This window comes from Pelagibius sp. Alg239-R121 (assembly GCF_947331435.1).
Lineage (GTDB): Bacteria > Pseudomonadota > Alphaproteobacteria > Kiloniellales > Kiloniellaceae > Denitrobaculum.
In genome coordinates this window covers 173,863-192,149 of record NZ_CAMZOF010000004.1, presented here as the reverse complement: position 1 = coordinate 192,149, position 18,287 = coordinate 173,863, and the positions used below count along the sequence as shown (strand labels likewise).

The 18,287-nt window shown below is 57.9% G+C and carries 15 protein-coding genes; 2 read left to right on the top strand and 13 right to left on the bottom strand.

From position 1 onward, the window contains the following. Positions 1 to 26 precede the first annotated feature (26 nt). Positions 27 to 1,109, top strand: coding sequence for a hypothetical protein (locus QMZ18_RS14470; protein ID WP_282607016.1), 1,083 nt, complete (start codon positions 27 to 29; stop codon positions 1,107 to 1,109). Positions 1,110 to 1,273: 164 nt separating this feature from the next. On the opposite strand, the gene QMZ18_RS14465 is transcribed toward QMZ18_RS14470, so the two are convergent. From QMZ18_RS14465 to QMZ18_RS14450, 4 genes are all read right to left on the bottom strand, one after another. Then, positions 1,274 to 2,023: a histidine phosphatase family protein gene (locus tag QMZ18_RS14465; protein WP_282607015.1), complete on the bottom strand. Its 750-nt coding sequence runs from the start codon at positions 2,021 to 2,023 to the stop codon at positions 1,274 to 1,276. A 57-nt stretch (positions 2,024 to 2,080) separates the two neighbouring features. After that, positions 2,081 to 3,688: a histidine ammonia-lyase gene (gene hutH / locus QMZ18_RS14460; RefSeq protein ID WP_282607014.1), complete on the bottom strand. Its 1,608-nt coding sequence runs from the start codon at positions 3,686 to 3,688 to the stop codon at positions 2,081 to 2,083. Between the two features lie 134 nt (positions 3,689 to 3,822). After that, a complete protein-coding gene (locus QMZ18_RS14455; protein ID WP_282607013.1) occupies positions 3,823 to 4,650 on the bottom strand; it encodes a PhzF family phenazine biosynthesis protein in 828 nt (275 codons plus the stop codon). A gap of 20 nt (positions 4,651 to 4,670) precedes the next feature. After that, on the bottom strand, positions 4,671 to 5,270 hold the full coding sequence (locus tag QMZ18_RS14450) for a metalloregulator ArsR/SmtB family transcription factor (RefSeq protein ID WP_282607012.1): 600 nt from the start codon (positions 5,268 to 5,270) through the stop codon (positions 4,671 to 4,673). A gap of 244 nt (positions 5,271 to 5,514) precedes the next feature. On the opposite strand from QMZ18_RS14450, the gene QMZ18_RS14445 reads away from it, so the two are divergent. Then, complete coding sequence (locus QMZ18_RS14445) at positions 5,515 to 6,480, top strand: catalase family peroxidase (protein ID WP_282607011.1); 966 nt, start codon at positions 5,515 to 5,517, stop codon at positions 6,478 to 6,480. Positions 6,481 to 6,613: 133 nt separating this feature from the next. Here QMZ18_RS14445 and QMZ18_RS14440 read toward each other — a convergent pair whose 3' ends face one another. The 9 genes from QMZ18_RS14440 to QMZ18_RS14400 form a co-directional block, all read right to left on the bottom strand. Continuing rightward, a complete protein-coding gene (locus QMZ18_RS14440) occupies positions 6,614 to 11,140 on the bottom strand; it encodes a hypothetical protein (protein ID WP_282607010.1) in 4,527 nt (1,508 codons plus the stop codon). 1,036 nt (positions 11,141 to 12,176) lie between these two features. Continuing rightward, a complete protein-coding gene (locus tag QMZ18_RS14435; RefSeq protein ID WP_282607009.1) occupies positions 12,177 to 13,169 on the bottom strand; it encodes an aldo/keto reductase in 993 nt (330 codons plus the stop codon). A gap of 28 nt (positions 13,170 to 13,197) precedes the next feature. Then, positions 13,198 to 13,566: a Lin0512 family protein gene (locus tag QMZ18_RS14430; RefSeq protein WP_282607008.1), complete on the bottom strand. Its 369-nt coding sequence runs from the start codon at positions 13,564 to 13,566 to the stop codon at positions 13,198 to 13,200. Positions 13,567 to 13,569: 3 nt separating this feature from the next. Continuing rightward, positions 13,570 to 13,920: a Lin0512 family protein gene (locus QMZ18_RS14425; protein WP_282607007.1), complete on the bottom strand. Its 351-nt coding sequence runs from the start codon at positions 13,918 to 13,920 to the stop codon at positions 13,570 to 13,572. A gap of 86 nt (positions 13,921 to 14,006) precedes the next feature. Continuing rightward, positions 14,007 to 15,281 carry a hypothetical protein gene (locus QMZ18_RS14420; RefSeq protein WP_282607006.1) on the bottom strand — a complete coding sequence of 425 codons (1,275 nt, stop codon included), beginning with the start codon at positions 15,279 to 15,281 and terminating at the stop codon, positions 14,007 to 14,009. Then, positions 15,275 to 15,922 (bottom strand): tetratricopeptide repeat protein, encoded by a 648-nt coding sequence (locus QMZ18_RS14415; protein WP_282607005.1) that lies wholly within the window; start codon positions 15,920 to 15,922, stop codon positions 15,275 to 15,277. Before QMZ18_RS14415 ends, QMZ18_RS14420 begins: the two co-directional genes overlap by 7 nt. Position 15,923: 1 nt before the next feature. Continuing rightward, positions 15,924 to 16,850, bottom strand: coding sequence for a VWA domain-containing protein (locus tag QMZ18_RS14410; RefSeq protein WP_282607004.1), 927 nt, complete (start codon positions 16,848 to 16,850; stop codon positions 15,924 to 15,926). Next, on the bottom strand, positions 16,847 to 17,803 hold the full coding sequence (locus QMZ18_RS14405) for a VWA domain-containing protein (RefSeq protein ID WP_282607003.1): 957 nt from the start codon (positions 17,801 to 17,803) through the stop codon (positions 16,847 to 16,849). The genes QMZ18_RS14410 and QMZ18_RS14405 overlap by 4 nt, the downstream gene beginning before the upstream one ends. Before the next feature lie 5 nt (positions 17,804 to 17,808). Beyond that, positions 17,809 to 18,285, bottom strand: coding sequence for a DUF4381 domain-containing protein (locus QMZ18_RS14400; RefSeq protein WP_282607002.1), 477 nt, complete (start codon positions 18,283 to 18,285; stop codon positions 17,809 to 17,811). Positions 18,286 to 18,287: the final 2 nt, after the last annotated feature.

Here is an 18,287-nt window from a genome sequence, read left to right as displayed (position 1 = left end):
CAGGGCGAATACAGGGGGCGAAGACATTGGGAAAGCGGAACCACGTACCATTTGATGTCTTCGCGATGCAGGTAGATGTGCCGGTTTCGGCAATGGTTTCCGACTCCGGCTATGGCTGGACCTGCGGACAATGTCCACTCGATCAACACGGCCAGGTCGTGGCGCCCGGTGAACTGCTCACCCAAGCTGCTTTTGTTTGCGACATGATTGAGAGCGTTGTGCACCGGGGTGGGTTCAATGTGGCTTCAGTGGGCAAGCTCAACGTTTACTTTGCCGAGTCAGATGCCGGTGAAGGCGCTTCTGCACTCAGAATCTTCCAGGATCGATTTCAACACCAGCCCGTGATTGTTCCGATCCCCGTCCCTCACTTTTACTACGACGGCATGATGATCGAGGTCGACGTGTTCCTGGGCGTGCGAACCGTCGCGCGATCGACCAAAGCGGCAGGCAATATCGACCTCCAGCTCGCTGAATCAGGAGAGATCGTTTGGGCATCGGTTTGCGCCGGTCTGGAAGGAGACGATGATTTGTCATTGTGCCTTAAGGACATATCATCCGCACTGGACTTAGAGGGCTTGAGCGCCGGGCAACTGATCTCCGACCATTGGTTTGTTTCAAGTTCCATTGATGAACACACCCGGTATGGCTTCATTGAAAACGACCTGATCACAAATCCCGACGCCGCCGTTATTGTGGAAACCCACGGCCGCAAGTGTGTGACGGGCGCGTTGACGTTCTGCGCAGGCGGAGCACCGGGCGAGTTGATAACACACGACGATCGAGAGCTTAGGGCGTTCACGCGCACAAACGACTCTACCTGCTGGGTCAGCAGCATTTGTGCCGATCCCACGGGCAGCCTTGTTGAGCAGACGCAGGTGATTATGTCCGGTATTGAGAAATCACTGGCGGCGCAGAGTATGTCCTTCAGCAATGTCACGAAGTTGACAGCGCACTATGTCGGCGGCGCCTCTGCCGAGGAACTACACGGCAATATGTCTGTCCGTCACAGCTACTATTCCAACCCCGGTCCAGCCTCAACCGGCCTTCCCGTTTCCGGCCTTCTGAATTCAGATTGCAAGATTTCCATCGACGTGATGGCACTTGCGTGAGCGTAGGTTGAGAATTGGCGAAGAAGTCCGGAGCGAGGAATCACGACTGGACGGGCGGTTAACCGGAGACGTTTAACGGCGGTCGCTGTCCTGAAATGTCATCGGACGTCGTCAAAAGCGGAACCCACGCTCCGCCATTCGGAAATTTGGTGTGAAATCCTGCGCTACCAGGTAATCAGTTCAGGAGAGAGGTGCTGGAGCCGATTGGTATAGACAACGACCTTTGATCTTGAGTTGAAGTCGACGCGTGTGATTGAGGTATTGTGAACAGCCCAATTGCCCTCCCAGTGGTTGCTGTAGTTCTCGTCGCGACGACTAAGCCCCGTAAACTCATTGATGAGCTGATCGATGAGATCTCCGTGAATTATCATGGCAACTGAGTCGTCGGTGCCAACGTGGCGTCGCTCGAATTCCAACGCGACTTGTTTCGACCTTAGGAGAAACAGCTCTGGTGTCTCGGCGGGGCGATTGTACCAGCCGCCGTGCCTCAGGTCTGCAGGCAAACCGAGATCCGGAAACCTGTCGTTGAAGTCCTTTCGATCCGGTCCGGGCAATCCTACTTTTGCTCCGTCAGCAGCCTCTTCATAAACGCCCTGCTTCTCAAAAATATCGGCGTGCGCCATGAGAGGAAGACCACACGCCTTTGCAACATACTGCGCAGTCAGAATGGATCGCGTCATCAAACTGCAATACACATGGGTCAAATCAAAGCCGTGACTCCTGCCTTCTCCCACATTGGAGGGGTGCTGTAACGGGTCACCCAGTGGATCAGCTAAATAATCTGCCAGCAATTTTGCCTGTCGATGGCCCGTCTCGGTCAGCTCCGGGTCAGGCACTCTACTTTTGAAGTCACTGTTACTGGATTGAATGGCGTTGTTTACAGATTCGCCATGCCGGATGAGATAGAGCCTCATATCGTTTCCCTAAGTAATTCCTAGAAACAGTAAAAGAGCTGACCGTATTGCAGAGGTCTACTCCAGTGCGCCGATCACCGCTTCGCAGGCTGCCAGAACAGCTCCTTCCCGGACCAGGCTCGCAATGGCGTCCATGTCCTTCGCGAACCAGATATCGCCTTCGAGCCGCGCGGGAATCTTTTTGCGGATCGATGCCATGATCGCCGAGGTCGCTGGTGAAGTTTCATGACCGCCGGCAATATCGTCCACCAACGATAGGGCTTGCGCTGCGACGAGAATTTCGGTGGCAATGATCGAATGGACGTTACCGACGACCTGGCTGGCTTTGCGCGCGCACCACATAGAATTTGAGACGTGATCCTCGGCATTTCCCTTGCCGGGAATTGAGTCGACGGACCCGGGCGCAGACAGCGTCCGGTTTTCCATTACCAGAGCCGACATGGAGCATTGCACGGTGGCGTAACCGGTGTTTAGGCCGGGTGTTCCCGACGCCAGGTTCCGAGGCAAACCGTAACTCATGGCCGGATCGATCAAGCGCGCGATGCGGCGTTCAGCGATCGAGCCCAGATCGGTCATCGCGATTGCCAGCAGATCCATCACCTGGGCAATGTACTGGCCGTGAAAATGCCCGCCCGAAACCGCGCGACGCCCAGCACCATCCTCTACGATCAGGGGGTTGTCGGTCGCCGAGTTGATTTCCCGCTCGACGATGCTGCGCGCGTAGATCAAGGCCTCACGAACCGGTCCATGCACCTGCGGGGCGCATCTCAAGGAATAGGTATCCTGTACCCTTGGTACGGCGGGACTTCCCTCCCCGCGATTTTCATCCGGGAAAACGACATCACGGGCCTCGACCGACATGCGTTTCGACCCACGGGTCAATGCAGCGACGTTTCGGGCGACGAGTTGCTGCCCGGGATGCGGCCGTGCATCGTGCAGAGCCGGAACGAAAGCATCCTTCTCGCAGCGCATGGCCTCAAGCGACAAGGACAGTCCGATGTCCGCATGCCTGGTGATTTGCTCGGCATCGGATAAGGCAATTGCCGCAACGGCCAGAGAGACGGTGGAGCCGTTGATAAGGGCTGAGGCATCTTTGGACTGGAGATCGAGCTCTAAGGACAAACCTGCCGCCTGCAGTGCCTGCCGCGCCGGCATCCGCTTGCCTTCGAAAACGATCTCGGCTTCGTCGAACCCGCAGAGTGCGCCTGCCATATGCGCAAGCGGCGCCAGATCACCTGAGGCACCGACTGAACCTTGGGCCGGTATGATCGGAGATAACCCCTTGTTCAAAAAATCGATGAGGCGGTCTGCGACCGGCAGGGTCACACCGGAGTGGTCCGAACAAAAGGCGTTGAGCCGCAGAAGCATCACAGCCCGGGTTGCCGCAATCGACAGCGGTTCTCCCAAACCGGTCGCATGTGCCAGTATCAGGCTGGTCTGAAATTGCTTGATGTCTTCAACTGCGATCCGGCGATCCTTGAAAGCTCCAACACCCGTGTTGAAGGAATAGATCAGGGGCGCGTCGTCGGTCATCCAAGCACCGTCAATCAGCGCGCGGGTCTCGGCCAGACGGGTCCGAACACCCACCGACAGTTCAACCATCTCCTCGTCTTTGGAGACAGCAATGACCTGTTCCAAAGTGACTGCACTGCCGTCCAGAATCATTCTGCGCTCGCTTTTCTTATCTTCCAATGGGTCGTGGGTTGCCGGCTCCAGAAACGCCAGTCTCCGGACGATATGTCACTTTGCACGGCAAGTCACTTGGTGCTGGCAGAACGATCTGCCCAGATTCTAAAAAGTTACAAAAGAAGCTCGGCCTTCATATAGGTTACGGCTTGGCCGGTCAGCAAGACACGCGCACCACTCAGTTCGCAACCCAGATATCCGCCGCGGGACGAAGCTTGGAAGGCTTTTAATTCGTTCTTTCCAAGCTTTGCCGACCAGTAGGGCACGAGGGTGGCATGTGTCGATCCGGTGACCGGGTCCTCGGGAATACCTGCGCCAGGTGCGAAATAGCGTGAGACGAAGTCGTAGGGTCGGGCTGGGTCAGTTCGAACAGTGGCATCTGCAGGTGCGGTAATCACGAGTCCGAGTGGATGCAGTTCAGCTATAAGAGTCAGGTTCGGCAAGAAGCTGCGTACCGCCGCCTCGTCCGGCAACGCGACGAAAAGATTTTCGAAGTTGCGAAAGGCAGCAATATAACCGGTCGGGAAGATCTCTTCGAACGGCGCCGGCACAGCCCCCAGCGCTTCCGGAGGAAAACACGGAATATCGAGACGGTAGCTTCCGCCGTTTCGACTTACATGGATAGGCCCAACCTGGGTTTCGAAAGAGAAGTCGCCGGCTAACTTAAATTCTTCGGCCAAAGTGTGGGCAGTCGCCAAGGTCGCGTGACCACAGAAGGCCGCCTCCGCAACCGGTGTGAACCAGCGCAGATCCCAGACCTCGCCACGACGGCGGACAAAGGCGGTCTCGGCGAGGTTGTTTTCCTCGGCAATACAACAGAGCAGACCGTCTTCGGGCCAGGCCTGCGGCCAATCCGGAAGCACCAGCACTGCAGCCGGATTGCCAGCGAAGATCCGATCGGTGAAAGCATCGACCTGATGCATGGTCCAGCCACGCGCCATGCCCTACTCCTTGACGCCGGTTACTCAGTGATCACGAACTTGCAAAAGAGCTTCTCGCCCCGATCGCACTGCTCGTCAACCTCGGCGTCCGTCACCTCGGCGAAGAAAGCGGCGATGACTGAGCATACGCAAGCCTCCTGACGGACGGCCCGCCCGAGCGGACAGCTATAACTGCGCACTACCGCGCCGTCACCCGTTTCCTCAACCACAGTCTCGGCGCCGACGCTGTCGGCAAAATCGGTCGCCGCCTTAAGGCGTTCGGAGAAGCCTGCTTCTGCATCCGCGTCCAGATGGGTGGCCATCTTCCGGCCGACCTGCTGCATCAAGCGGCTGATCTGATCGCGCGAGAGATGTTCGGGCAGCGTTTGCAGTAAGAGTTCGGCAAAAGGTGGATAGGCGCGCGACGCTACATCCTCCCGGCCCGCCACGGCAGTGTATTCAAGCGCCGGTTTCCCCACTCTCTTGTCCCGGCGCTCGGCGCCTTGGATCAAGCCGTCAGCTTCAAGCTGACGCAGGGGCACGATCACCGCATTGCGGGTAACGTCCAACCGGGCTGAAAGTTCGGTAACAGTCAGCGATTCGCGCCGCAACAGCGAAAGGATATCGTCCTTCGTGGACATGGCTTCACCCGTTTTCTCTTATTCTCCAATTATTTATATCCATATCGCTTGAAATTCAATGAAAAATGATAATTATAACAATATTAATTGTTGTTATTGTTTTTATATGTGATAGCGTCTCGCCACCACAGAAATCCGGAAGGGAGCAATCATGCGGAAATCGCACGCAGACCGCCCAGCACACGCCAGACCGGCGTCAGGCACCACTAGATCAATCGGAACCTTTGCAGCAGGACTCCTCGCCATGACACTTCTCACCAGCCCAGCCTCTTTCGCCCAGGCAGCCGATGCCCAACCCAGCCCGGAAGACACGATCAATGCACTGAACGGCGTCTTTGGCCGGCATGCGAAAGAACGTAGCTCCCATGCCAAGGGTTTTTGTGCCGCAGGCCAGTTCATCCCTTCCCCGCACGGCAGGGACTTCTCGACCACGCCATTGTTCCAAGGTTCCGCGATGCCGGTGACCGCCCGCTTCTCGATCGGTGGCGGCAATCCGAAAGCCTCCGACAAAGGGCGTTCCGTACGCGGCCTCGGCGTTCGCTTTCATCTGCCGAATGAAGAAGAGCTGGATCTGGTGATGATCTCTGCGCCGGTCTTCTTTGCCGCCAACCCCGCACAGTTCGTCGAGTTTCTGAAGGTCCGCACCGCCGACCCGGCGACGGGCCAGAAAGACCCGGCCAAGATTAAGGCCTTTAACGAAGCCAATCCCAACGTCATGGCGCACTTGAACTACGTCTCCAAAACCCCGCCTCCTGCGAGCTACGCCACCGCACCTTACTTTTCGACCCATGCCTTTCTCTTCGAGGATCATGGGGTAGAAGAACGTGCAGCACGTTGGAGCGTCGAGCCGGTCGGCGGCTTCGAGGGCCTGACCAAGGAGCAGGAAGAAACCTTCCCCGACAGCTTCCTTGAACAGGAACTGCGTGACCGCCTGGTGCGCGGGCCCGCCCAATGGGAGATCTCGCTGCAGGTCGCGGAGGTCGGTGATCCGCTCAACGATCCAACTGCCGTCTGGCCGGACTCCCGCCGCAAGGTCAATGTTGGCCGGCTGGTGATCGACCGGGTCGTCGAGAAAGGTGCGGACGATGATTGTACCGGCTTCGTCTTCGATCCCAACAATCTGCCGACGGGAATCGGGCCAACCGACGACCCGATCCTGGCCATCCGCAACCCAGCCTATGGTGTGTCCTTCGGTAGGCGCTCCGAATAGCAGCAAGAAGAGTAGTCAAGCCAGCAACACGAACGAAATGGGCAGAACTCAGACTGCCCTCGTGTGGACGATCGTTTTGCTTCGACTCAAAGTAAAACGATCGTCCCTCGCTAGGCCGGCCTCAGGATCGTCGTTACCCTTGTACCTGCCAGGTCAACGATACTGGCTTTGAGCGAGATTTCGCATGCTCGAAGCTGCCGTCAAAGTAAGCGACGGCGCGAACTTCTTCATTGGCCGGAAAGTCGTCTTCAATTTCGAAATCGAATGTCGACGCGGGGCCAAGCGGCACTCTCGTCCAAACTGTCGGGCGGCCGACACGCTGAATCTGCAGCAACACATCCTGCGCGCCCACATCGGGGCTAACATGACCGAAGAGTGTCAGCCGTTCCGGCATTAATCCGCCGTTTAAGACGGTTTCGGTTCTGAATCTCGGTTTGATGACGTAGCGCGATGCGCCCCAGCGCTCCTGCGCGTGATCTTCCAGCCGCAGGACCTCCAGCCGGAAATCGATGTCTTTTCCGCAATTCGCGTAGAGCAAACGCTCGCTCAACTCAGCCCGAACGCGAAAGTAACCGCGCGACCTCGGCGCAATTCTCATCCGGTCCGGCGTAACCTTCACCACTGCCCCGGCATCGAGACCAGCAGGCACAACCGAGACATCCTCGACGTATGACCCCGCGTTATTGACCTCGAACGTAAACTCAACGGGATCAGGAGGACTGTCGGCTTCGGCTTCGAATTCGAACACGTTTTGCTGTGCCCAGTCGTTGGACGCATCCGTGTCATCCGAGGCCAGCGCAACCCCGTCATTGTTCCGGGGAACATCGCGATCTCCAATCTGCGCACGAAAGCAAAGATGAGTTTCAGAGTCTTCTTCGACTTCCCAATCAAAGGAAATGATTGGCGGGGACTGATCCGTCGATGGCGGCACCGGGTCGGGTAGCGTTTCCAAAAACTCAGCGTCGTTCTCCCAATCGCCACCACCGCCGCCTTTCGGCCTTCGCCGGATCAACCCGATCTGAACGTTTTCGGCCGTCGCATCACCAAAGTTCCACACCTTCACGGCAATCTCGTGAGGTAACGACGCGCCGCCTTCCGGCGGTATCCGGAAATACTCAACGTCCTCCTGATCTTCGGGAAATTCGAAATTCCCAGCGTCATCTATGTCTTCCGGCCGGATGACGGCGATGTCCGGGCTTTGCCAGTCAGGGGTCGCATCTTTGAAACCCAGGTTGATGGCCGCCCCGCGCTCCCAAGCGATTTGCAACCGGGCAATAGAGAAACTTCCGGATGACGTCGACCCGGTCCCCCATTCCAGCAGTTGGACCGTCAGCCCAACTTCGGGAAACTCCGGATCCGAAGCAAAATCGTAAGTCGCATCAGCAGTGCCGATTGTCGTCTCTCGCAATGCGCTGGATAGCAGGTGCACTTTTCTACGGTAACGCTCCAGCACGTCTTCGGTCGTTCCAGCGCCCTCGACCTCGATGTCGGAATAACGGCTGTCGTCGTCAGGGTCAATGGCATTGCTGACGACGACGCGCGGCGGCGTGATGCCGTTGGAAAACCGCTGTCCAGGTCCGCGCAACTCGAGAATATCAAACTGCCGGCCGTCACCTCCGAGCCGCAGATAAACCGCTGCCTTAACCGGCGTACCCGGAGCCATGCCGCTCAACGCAGTTTGCGCAATCGCATCTAACGTCGCGGCGTCGAAAGTCGGATCCCAATGCTCCAACTGAATAAGCACAACTTCCTGATCGATTTCTTCCTCACCCGAGGGCCGATCCAGGATAAGGATTGCATCATCATCAAGCCAACCCTTGATGCGTTTGTTGTAAGCGCAGAAATGAGCAAAAGAACCGCTGTCACCCATCAGGCAATGCCCGCCCATGTAGCGCACGTCCGAACGGAAACTGCCTCCGCTGTAAAGATCGGGAAGGCCCAACAAGGCATGGCCGAGTTCGTGCGCGAGCGTCCCAGCACTTCGGCTCGCGCGGTCAGAGTCTGTCGCGCTGTCTACTGCAATTTTCATAATGATTTTGCGGCGATTCGATGAAATCGGCAGCACCGGCTTCGCGCGCTCTTCGGCCTTGAGATCCGACATCGTCGTGCCTTTTGACGCGCCGCGTTCACCATTCACCAAATCCGGTTCCGTGCTCGTTCCGCTAAACGGCGGGCCGGGGTAGACGGGAGTCACAACAACAGAGTGAATGAGATCGAATGCGCATTCGAAAGGAAATTGCTCAAGTCCGATGCAGTTAAATCGCCTGTTGATTGCGTCGATGGCGGCCTCTGCCGGTCCGGCCCAGCTATCGATTGCGGCGTCGATCATCGCTGTATAGACATCGTCAAACAGGTCATTGTTTTCGAATTTTGGGCCACCGCCCCCGCTGTAGGAGGCATCTGCGCCGATCCCTTCAACAGGCATATCCATGCCGATCTGATCCAGCCCGATCTGATTGTCGAAACGGATGACAGCCGGATCGCGTCCATGCTTTGTGGATAAGCTTATTCGTGTTTCGAGCACACCGGCTTCCAAGCGCACCCAGGGTTGCCAGTTGTTGTCGAGGTCGAAATAGGACTCCGACAGATCCGGCCCAAACTCCGAATTCCTCACATGGGCATCAGTCACGTTGCGACGCAGATAAGACTGAAGCGTGCCTTCATCCCCAGGAATCGAAAAGGTTGCTGCAGTCGATCCACTACCGACATGATTTAGCAGATCGTCAATGTTGAAGTTCGTGACGCGCGGAGCGACCCCGCCAGGCGCATCGGCAAAGAGCAATGTGACATGAAGCATGCCGGTTTCATCACCGTCGTCATGCCAAACGACCGATGGGCGTTGGAACAACCCCGGCTCTGCGCTCTCCAGCAGCTCTTCCAGTACATCAGCAAGAGCCTCCAGCGGATCGGTCGAACCGATGAGTTCAAGACGCGTCAGTTCGAGGACTGTCTGTCCGGAAAGGATCGACGTATCGACCGAAATAAAGAAGTTCGCTCCTTGCCTGTCAACGCCATCGACAGCGATTGCTCGCGCCGGCATAAGAGACGCCTGATAAGTAACTGCCGGTGTGCCATTCGAGATCCGGCTTCGATAGCTTGCAGCGGGAAAACGGATCGTAAAGTTCAACGGATCATAGGTTTCTTCAGGCGAGGGCTCGCAGGTTATTTCAAGGCGTTCATCCCCGGAAAAACCCAACATCAGGCCTGTCATCGGAACATCAACGCTGCTCTTGATGTGGCCCGGGTCCCATGCAGGACCCCAATATTCTTTCAACGGCTTTTCGATTCGCACCGGTGGTCCGGTGTAGACCGTTGGTGTATGAGCTCCGAACCAAAGGAACCGAACGCTTAAACCAAAGTGATCGGGCTGCTGGTCATAGGTTGCTTCTTCATAGAAATCCTGCACCCGCGCCAATATATCCTGCATCTCATAATAGTCGGCGATCTCATCGGTGTTGCCGGTGTAGGCTTGTCCCGGCTCCAGTACCGGTATTATCAGAACCGTCCGCAGGCCGACCTGAACTCCATCCCGGCTGTACTGAGTGACCGGGCTCTCGCCGTCATGAACGGCTGAGCGAGTAACGGGTGCAGCGACATCCAAGCTCAGGAGCGGTGCCGCATCCAGCAGTTGGATCTCACCGGCTTCGGTCTGCAGAAAAAGGGCATCCGCGGCAGCTGCCGACGCCATGGCAACGGCGGCCTGATCTGTACGCGTTTGGTGAAGGACGCGCAGTGTATCCGACTCAAGGACCGCACGACGGCGGCCATCGTCAGATGTCGCGATGAGCGCACGTCTTGTCCGGTCGATGCGGCGCACCTGAAAACCGGTCGTTGCCACGCAGGTTGGATCCGTTGGCTCGCATATGTTTATGCGGATCACCTTGCCGTTCAAATAGGTCGTCACCCAGCAGCGATCCGGCACGCCGTCATCACCGGGAACGCACTGCCCGTCCGGATCGTTCGGTTGTCTCGGCGGATCACCCGGCACTTCGTCATGCCCGCCGGGTCGGCGGGGCGGTTTGCACCGGCAGCCACAGCCAGCGTGGCATTTGTCACAATCGTCCGGTTGCCCCGGCGGCGTTCTGGGCGGAACGGGATCTCGCCCACAATTATCTTCGCGTCTGGACGTATCGACATACCGCAGACGGCCGCCCTGTTCAGCAATAAGCACTTCGTCTCCGGCACCAACCCGTATGCGCACATTTTCTGACGCAAGAGGCAGGCGCCTTGCCACGCGGCCGTCGCGCCGGCCGAGAACTATCAGTTCAGGTCGATCAAGCCCCTGTCCGGGAGTCACGAAAACAAGGCTACGTCGGGTCGCCGCAATCGCGGTAGGTTCTCTATCAAGCCGCTTCACGGCCCGGCTTGACGCATCACCGATTTCGACAATTTCCCAAGTCTCGCAATCACGGTCGAGAACGGCAAAGAACGCACCATCTTCTGCGGTAACAATCTTGCTTACCTCGCCTGGCAGTTCGGTAGAGCAGACCTTTTCCGCATAAGGAAAGTCACTTTTACGATGAATGCGATAACGGTGAACTTCTCGCCCCTCAACAAACCAAATCGTCGTGGCGCTGGAATCAACCGCCCAGAGCGTGCGCGCATAAACCTGCGGCAGGCCTTTTATCGAGAGCGACACCAAGCGTTTGCCGCCGCTCATTTTAGAAGTACAATTCTCTTGGCGCTTAAGACGCCTCGTTTTGGAAACAAGCATTGTTAGGACCTCATGGGTTCGGTGTTTGCAGCCATGCGCGAACAGGATTCAAACAGGCTGGCGGGTGCCCCGCGTTTCTTAACTAACGCCGCTTTTTCCTCGCACTCCTTCACCGCGGAACTCCCAATAACCGCAGCACAATCCGGCATTGACAAACTCGCCCTCTAAATCACTTGCGACGGTGATCGGGATCCTTCTGAGCAGCCAAACCCCAACAACGGCAGCTCTCTCTACCAGGAGCCGACAAGTCGCCTTCAGCGCCAGTAACAACCCGGACAATTGTTGCAACCAAAGAGAACGGACTGACCCGGTGAAAAGCAAACTCTCTGGTGGAACCCTTCCACCTCATTCAAATTCGACAGGTAAGCTCATGTGGAAAAGGCCGTACCTGTCGCATGTCAACGTCAGACGGAACCTTGCCCTCATCCACCGCTTGAATCCGTTGGTCGAGTCCAGATATAAATAGTCTATTTATCAGCTTGTTAGATTATTTCTTACACTCTCGCCCGCGTCGACCAAGAGCGAACCTGCCCTGAAAAAAAGAACAAGCCAGACCGGCAACACCCAGCATCAACCGCCTGATCCAGACCTGATTTAGCAGCCCTGGAGGTGTTTTTTTCATATGTAAGCTTACATTTTTTTAATCACAACTTGAACAGGAAAATTCACATGATGGTCATGCATTTTTGCATGATGTTTCGAGAAGATTATGCGAATGTTTGAGCCGGTGGTAACAGTGAAATTCTGTGGTTGAACCACGTCAAACGCGCGACGAGCTCTGTCTCGGCTTTATCACTAGGACCGGTTTGAGACTGATCGTTTTTCACTTAATTAGTGAGCGATGTGAATCCGCCTCCTACTCATGTAGTTAGAGAGCATTTCACACTCTTGGCCGCTGTCATCCGAGTGGCCGCAAAGGAGCCGGCAGCAAAGTGGATCTTCACTGGGTCTGCTTAGCTGCACATGGAAACCGAGAAGCTTCTCAGCAATAGCGTTCGACGCCGACGATCTGAGCATCGGAATAGCGGTCGCCGTGAGCAAATCCGCGCGGCAGGATTCGCTCGATTTCGACCAGATCGTCCGGGGTTAGAGTGATCGTCGCGGCGGTGGCAAGGTCTTCCAGATGTGCTGGTGAACGGGTACCTGGAATGGGGATCAGATGGTTGCCCTGGTAGAGAGTCCAGGCCAGGGCCAATGCGACGGAGGTCACGCCCCGATCGGCGGCGTAGCGCTTGAAAACATCGATGATCTTCAGGCTGGCGCTGTAATTAGGCTCAAGGAAGCGCGGGTTGTTCTTACGGAAATCGCCCGCCGGGAAGGTCGTGGGATCAGGCGATTGATCGGCAAAAACCCCACGGCCGAGTGGCGAGAAAGGAACGAAGGCCACACCGAGCTCCTTACAAGCATGGATCAGGCCCATATCGGGCATGCGCGCCCAGAGCGAATACTCGTTCTGCACGGCCATGACCGGACCGACCGCCTGCGCGCGGCGCAGGGAGGAGGGAGAGATTTCCGAAAAGCCGATCCCGCCGATTTTACCTTCCTCTTTGAAGCGCAGCAGGGTCTCCATGACCTCCTCGATCGGGCGCTCCGCTTCGCGCCGGTGAATGTAGTAAAGATCGACGTAATCGACACCGAGATACCCCAGTGAGCGCTCCAGCATCATACGCAGATGCTCTGGACCATTGTCGAAGCTGCGCACCTTTGTCTCGGGATCGCGTTTGATCCCTCCCTTAGTCGCGATCTTGAAGCGGCCTGGATTGTCTTTGATGAAAGCGCCGATGGCCTGTTCCGATACACCATTGCCGTAGACATTGGCGGTGTCGAGAAAATCGATGCCCAGATCCAGTGCCTTGGCCAGAGTGGCATGTGTTTCAGCCGTATCGGTGGGCCCGTAGGCACCGGCGAAACTCCAGCAACCCAATCCGATGGCACTAACCTTGGGTCCACCTGTTCCAAGTTCACGTTTCTGCATGTCTCTCACTACCTCCCTGGACGGCGAATTACGAGTCGGCCAGCTTGAATTTTCCATCTGGGATATCCAGGTGGGCTTCCACGCCGGCGGTCGCCACTACGGAGAGGATATCGTTTTCGGGATCAGGTATGTTCAGGCCGCCCTTGACGGCGACGACCGTGACGGTGCCGAAAGGTATCTGTTGCTTCACCTTGTCGACGTCCACGCACTCCGGTTTCTGAACCCCGATGTTGACCGTGACCTGCATGGCATCGTGCTCCAGCTTTAAGGAGCGGAACAGGGTGAGAGAGGAATGATGCAGCGCATCCTGCACAGCACGCACGGCGGCCTTGGTGTAGTCCTCGCCATAGAGGTCGTTGCCGGTGCCCATTTCCAGGATCAAGCGTTTGACGGTCATGACCTAAATTCCTTCCGCAATATCGAAGTAGACGATGGCAGCGGCATTGGCCACGACCGTCCGTCCCGAACCGCCGGCCCGGGTGACGTCAAGACCGCCTTCTTCTACTTTTACTGTCGCGGAGCCGTAAGGCAGCACGGCGGCCACCTCATCTTTGTTGACCGCATCCGGTTTTGCCACACCGATCATCACCTCGACGATCATGGCTTCACGCGGAAAGCCGAGCGCATCGGCCACGTTCAGGGAGTTATGCCAAAGCGCATCCCGCAGCGCACGCACTGCTGCCTTGGTGTAGTCCTCGCCATGCAGATCGGTGCCCATGCCGAACTCGACCGCCATTCTCTTTAATGCCATTTCGGGAAATCCTGAAAGAAACCATGTGTGATGGAAGTAAAGTTCGTGACTGGTTCCGCCAAGAACGATCCTGTTCCAGAAAGACGTTATAGCAAGCTTCCGGGCCGAAACCACCTGCCAGATGCTCTGCTGCGCAACAGGCCTTGAACCAAAGCGCGAAGATCGACATCCGACGTTGCGGTTGGCGACGATGCAAACAAGGCACGATCCAGACGGGCAAGCCCCTCCTGAGTGTCAGGATCCGACCTCCCTTCCCGGCCCGCCTCCCGATCGCTTTGAAGCAACCGATGCGCAACGAACCGGACGCTTGCGGCATCACCTGACCGAGCTGCCCGACGCAGTTCCCTGACCATTGGATCCCGGGTCAAGGGGCGCAGAAGGCCAGCCAACTCGGCCCGGGTTCTCAAGCGCAGACCGGGAATCAGCATAGCGAGGCCCGCAAGCGCGCCGATCAGTAAACCGACAGGAAGAGCGAAAGCGGCCGTCGTTGTTATCAAGGTCTCGGGAGCCGCTTGCACGGCTTCCTCGCCGGCGAGGCTGACGCGTTGTTCCGCGAGCATCACTTCGTCAGCCGTGCGCGTCATGGTGTTGAACCAAGGAATGCGCACCGCTTCTATGATCGCCGGCGTCGAGGTGATGGACCGGACCGTCCAACGCCAGGTTACCCGCGACACCGGTCCTTCTGGGGTGAGTTCATGGCTGCGCTCCTCGGGATCGCTGAAGGACATGATACCGGGCGAACGCATGTCAGGTGCAGACGGCAAGCGTTCGGGCCCCACGCCACGCACCTCGAGCGTCACAGTCCTGTGGGCCAATTCCGCCTGCCCGAGTTGATCGGGGGCGCGATCCCAACTGTCGGTGACCGTCAGTCCGCGCGCAGGCAACCACCACTCCTTGGTCACGGGTTTCGGCCGCACCTCGATTATTACCGGATCCGATCGGAGCACCCGTTCAACCCAGCTTCCGTCAAGAGCGTGAAAGGTCATGCGATGCTCGAAGGCGCCAATCTCGATCTGTCCGGCCTTCTGTGGAAAGATGGCCATAATACGCTCGAACGCGTTTACCGCTTTACCGTCATGCACGGCATCGGTCCAGCTGTCACTGCCCAGCTGCATCCAGCCGGCGTTCAGAATAATGGGCTGTTCAAGACTGTGGCGCGCGGGTTTACTGGCATAGATTCCGCGGATCTTTATCAACACCATTTCCTGTTCGTACGGCGTCTCAGGCATAGGCTCCACCAGCACCTCGGCGAAGCCCCCGAAAGCGTCCGAAATCTCCTGCGCCGACAAGGCACCGCCGAAACCACAAAACGTTATGATCCAGCAGGTGGCGACGACAAGGAACGGAAAACGGCTCACCATGTGTCACTCTCCGGCGCCACCGCAATGCCGCGTTCAAAGCGCCGCTTGTGCTCGGCCGCAAGCCGCAGTTTGAGATAGAGGCCGGGCTCGTCCGTCAGGGTCGCAAGCCATTGCCGGCTGGCAATCACGGCTTGATCCACGAAAGTCCTGCGGCCGTTATCCCGCCAGCGGTTCCAAGCCTCGGACATCGCGTCGGTTTTCTCTGCCTCCTCCTCCGATTCTTCGCCCGCCACCAGTGCGTCAGTCACCCGCCCGTCCGTGGTTGAACCGTCGCCGATTACGCCGACGAGATCCACGATCAAAGCGCGATTGACGTGGGCATCGTCATCGTGTGGCATCCTATAGATATGCGCGTCGTAGACCTCAATCGCTTCGTTGAAACGGCCGGCATGTACCAGCGCGTTTCCCCGGTCATAGTATCCCGACGGACCCGCAGCACGCAGGGCCGTCACGGCTTCCTCGTAGCGGCCCTGGCGGTAAAGCGCGACGCCCTTCCAGAAAGGGTCATCCAAAAGCGGTGCGGCAAACGCGGGATAGCCGAGAGAGAGTGCAAGCCGGCCGAAAGGAGCCATTCCATCAAGCGCAATGGAACCGGCCGCCGTCAGCACGACCAGAAACGACAAAATAAGAATCCGCCTCATCTCATCCTCCCCGCCGGAAGAGGGCAAGTGCAGGGATCAATGCCAGCAGCAGCAGAAAACGGCCATAGTCCTGCCAGGCCAAGGTTGCGAAATCACCATCGGCCAAACGTGCCGAAGCGCTTTCGTCCGTCAGCGCGACAATGGTCGCCGGATCGAGAACATCGGCAACGCGCCCACCGCCACTCCTCGCCAGCGCTTCGACCAATCCTTGGTCCGGTGGCGATGAGTTCGTGCTTGCTTCGGCCGATGGTGCAAAAACAACGGAAACCCTGCTGCCAAGCCGAGCAATAGCATCGGCCTCTCGAAACGCGGCATCGCCAAGGCCGCCGCCGTCGGTCACCAGTACGACATCGCCTGCGACGATGTCCGCGTCTACAAGCGAGCGGCGTGCAAAAGCCAAACCGCGTTCTGGGCGGCTGCCGGCATCTGGGATCGTCTCGCTGTCCAGAACCGCAATGGTTGTTCCCAATGCCCGATGATCGCTCGTAAAAGCCGAGGCCAAGTAGGCATCGCCGCCGTAGACGACCAGCGCGACCGGTCTCGTCCCTGCCTGATCGATCATCTGCCGGGCAGCCGCGAGCGTTTCACCCAACCGTGTGCTTTCGGTCACCGAACGGGACAGATCCATGACGACGACCAAACCGTCAAGATTGCGAAAACTGGCCCCTTCCCTTACCTCGTTTGCCGGACCAATCAATGCAAACGCAATCAGCATCGCCGTCGCAGCGGGAAACCAGTTCCGGCGGCCAGAGCCGGGCACGACCCGGCCGAGCCGCTCAAGCGCAGCCAGAAGAGCCGGGTCAATGGCACGGTCCCAACCGGCAAGAGCTGTCACGCGGGGCACAAAGTAGTAGCCGACAACAGCGACCAGTGGCACGACGAGCAACCACTGAGGGCGTAAAAGCATGATATCGAAAATCTCGATCATGCCTGTCTCCGACCAGTAAAGACGAGCGCAAGGGCGAGCAGAAAAGCAAGTCCCGCCGGATAGATCCAAAAGTCGCGATAAATCTGCGTCGCGGGGGCCACGTTCCGGTTCGATTCCATCATGTCGATCGAACGACCAACAGCCTCGAGGTCAGCGGTAGTGCGGACGCGAAAACTCGTGCCGCCGCTGAGTTCGGCAACCGCCTGCAGGGTTTCGGCATCGACGGCATCCCGGTTATGGCCTTCGTCCGTGGTCGCATGCAGCCCCATTGCGATGGTGTGAACACGGATTCCCAAATCCTTGGCAAGCGTCGCTGCGTCCTTCGGCTCGACATTGCCGGAGGTATTCACACCGTCGGACAGCAGGATCACGACCCGCGACTTCGATGCCGAAGCCTCCAGTCGCTTGAGTGCCAACCCTAAACCGTCACTAATTGCCGTGGAACGGCCGGCAATGCCGATCGTCGCTTCTTCGACGCTGTGCGCGACAGCCTCGACGTCGTACGTCAGGGGCGTGGCAAAAAAAGCCTTTTCGGAAAAGATGACCAAACCAACCCGGTCGCCTGCGCGGCCACGAACGAAATCGACCGCAACGCGTTTTACCGTATCGAGCCGCCGGGCAGGTTCGCCATCCAGCTCGAAATCCTTACGCTCCATGCTGCCGGACAGGTCCAAGGCGAGCACGATGTCCCGGTCCGACGCCGGCAGAGCGGGACTCTGAACCACGAGACGCGGCCCTGCGATGGCCACGACCAGTGCCACCCAAAGGATAATCGGAAGCAGCTTTCGTCCGGCAACCGCGAGACCTGCACTTCCGGTCTGACCAAGATCGACAGCGATACTCGTTGGCACCGATATAGCACCGCTTGCACCCGATAGGGGCGGCAGCAATCGCACTGCCAGAATCGGCAAGGGCAACAGCAGGAACGCGAGCGGTGTTGCGAAATCGAACATGGTCGTCAGCCCCGCCGCCGTTTGAGCAGGCGCAGGATCTCCCGATCAATCGCCTCTGGGTCCGTGCGGGGTTCAGGCCGGTAGAGATCGTCGCGCAAGGACATGCCGGCACCAGCAGTAAAAAAATGACCGGGTAAGCGCTGTTCAAAAGTCATGGACCAATGCCGGTCCGTGGCATTCTGGTCTCCTTTTCGGTCCTCCTGCAGTGCGATCGCCTGCAGGATCTTCGCCTGGGCGAGCAGCCGCTCGGCAGGTTCCAGAGTGCGGCTGGCCGTCAGTGCAACGAGAGCGTTCTTGCGGTGAGACGGCAACTTCCTGAGAACCGCACCTCCCAGCAGCGTGAGAAACACTGCGGCCAGCAAGCCTAGCGATGCGCCGGCGGCCCAATCTGCAAGAATGCCGGCCTCCGACAGTTCCGGAAGATGTATGTCCCTGAGCTGGGAAAGAGCTTTCGCGGTTTCCGCGGTCAACGGCTCGGCCATGG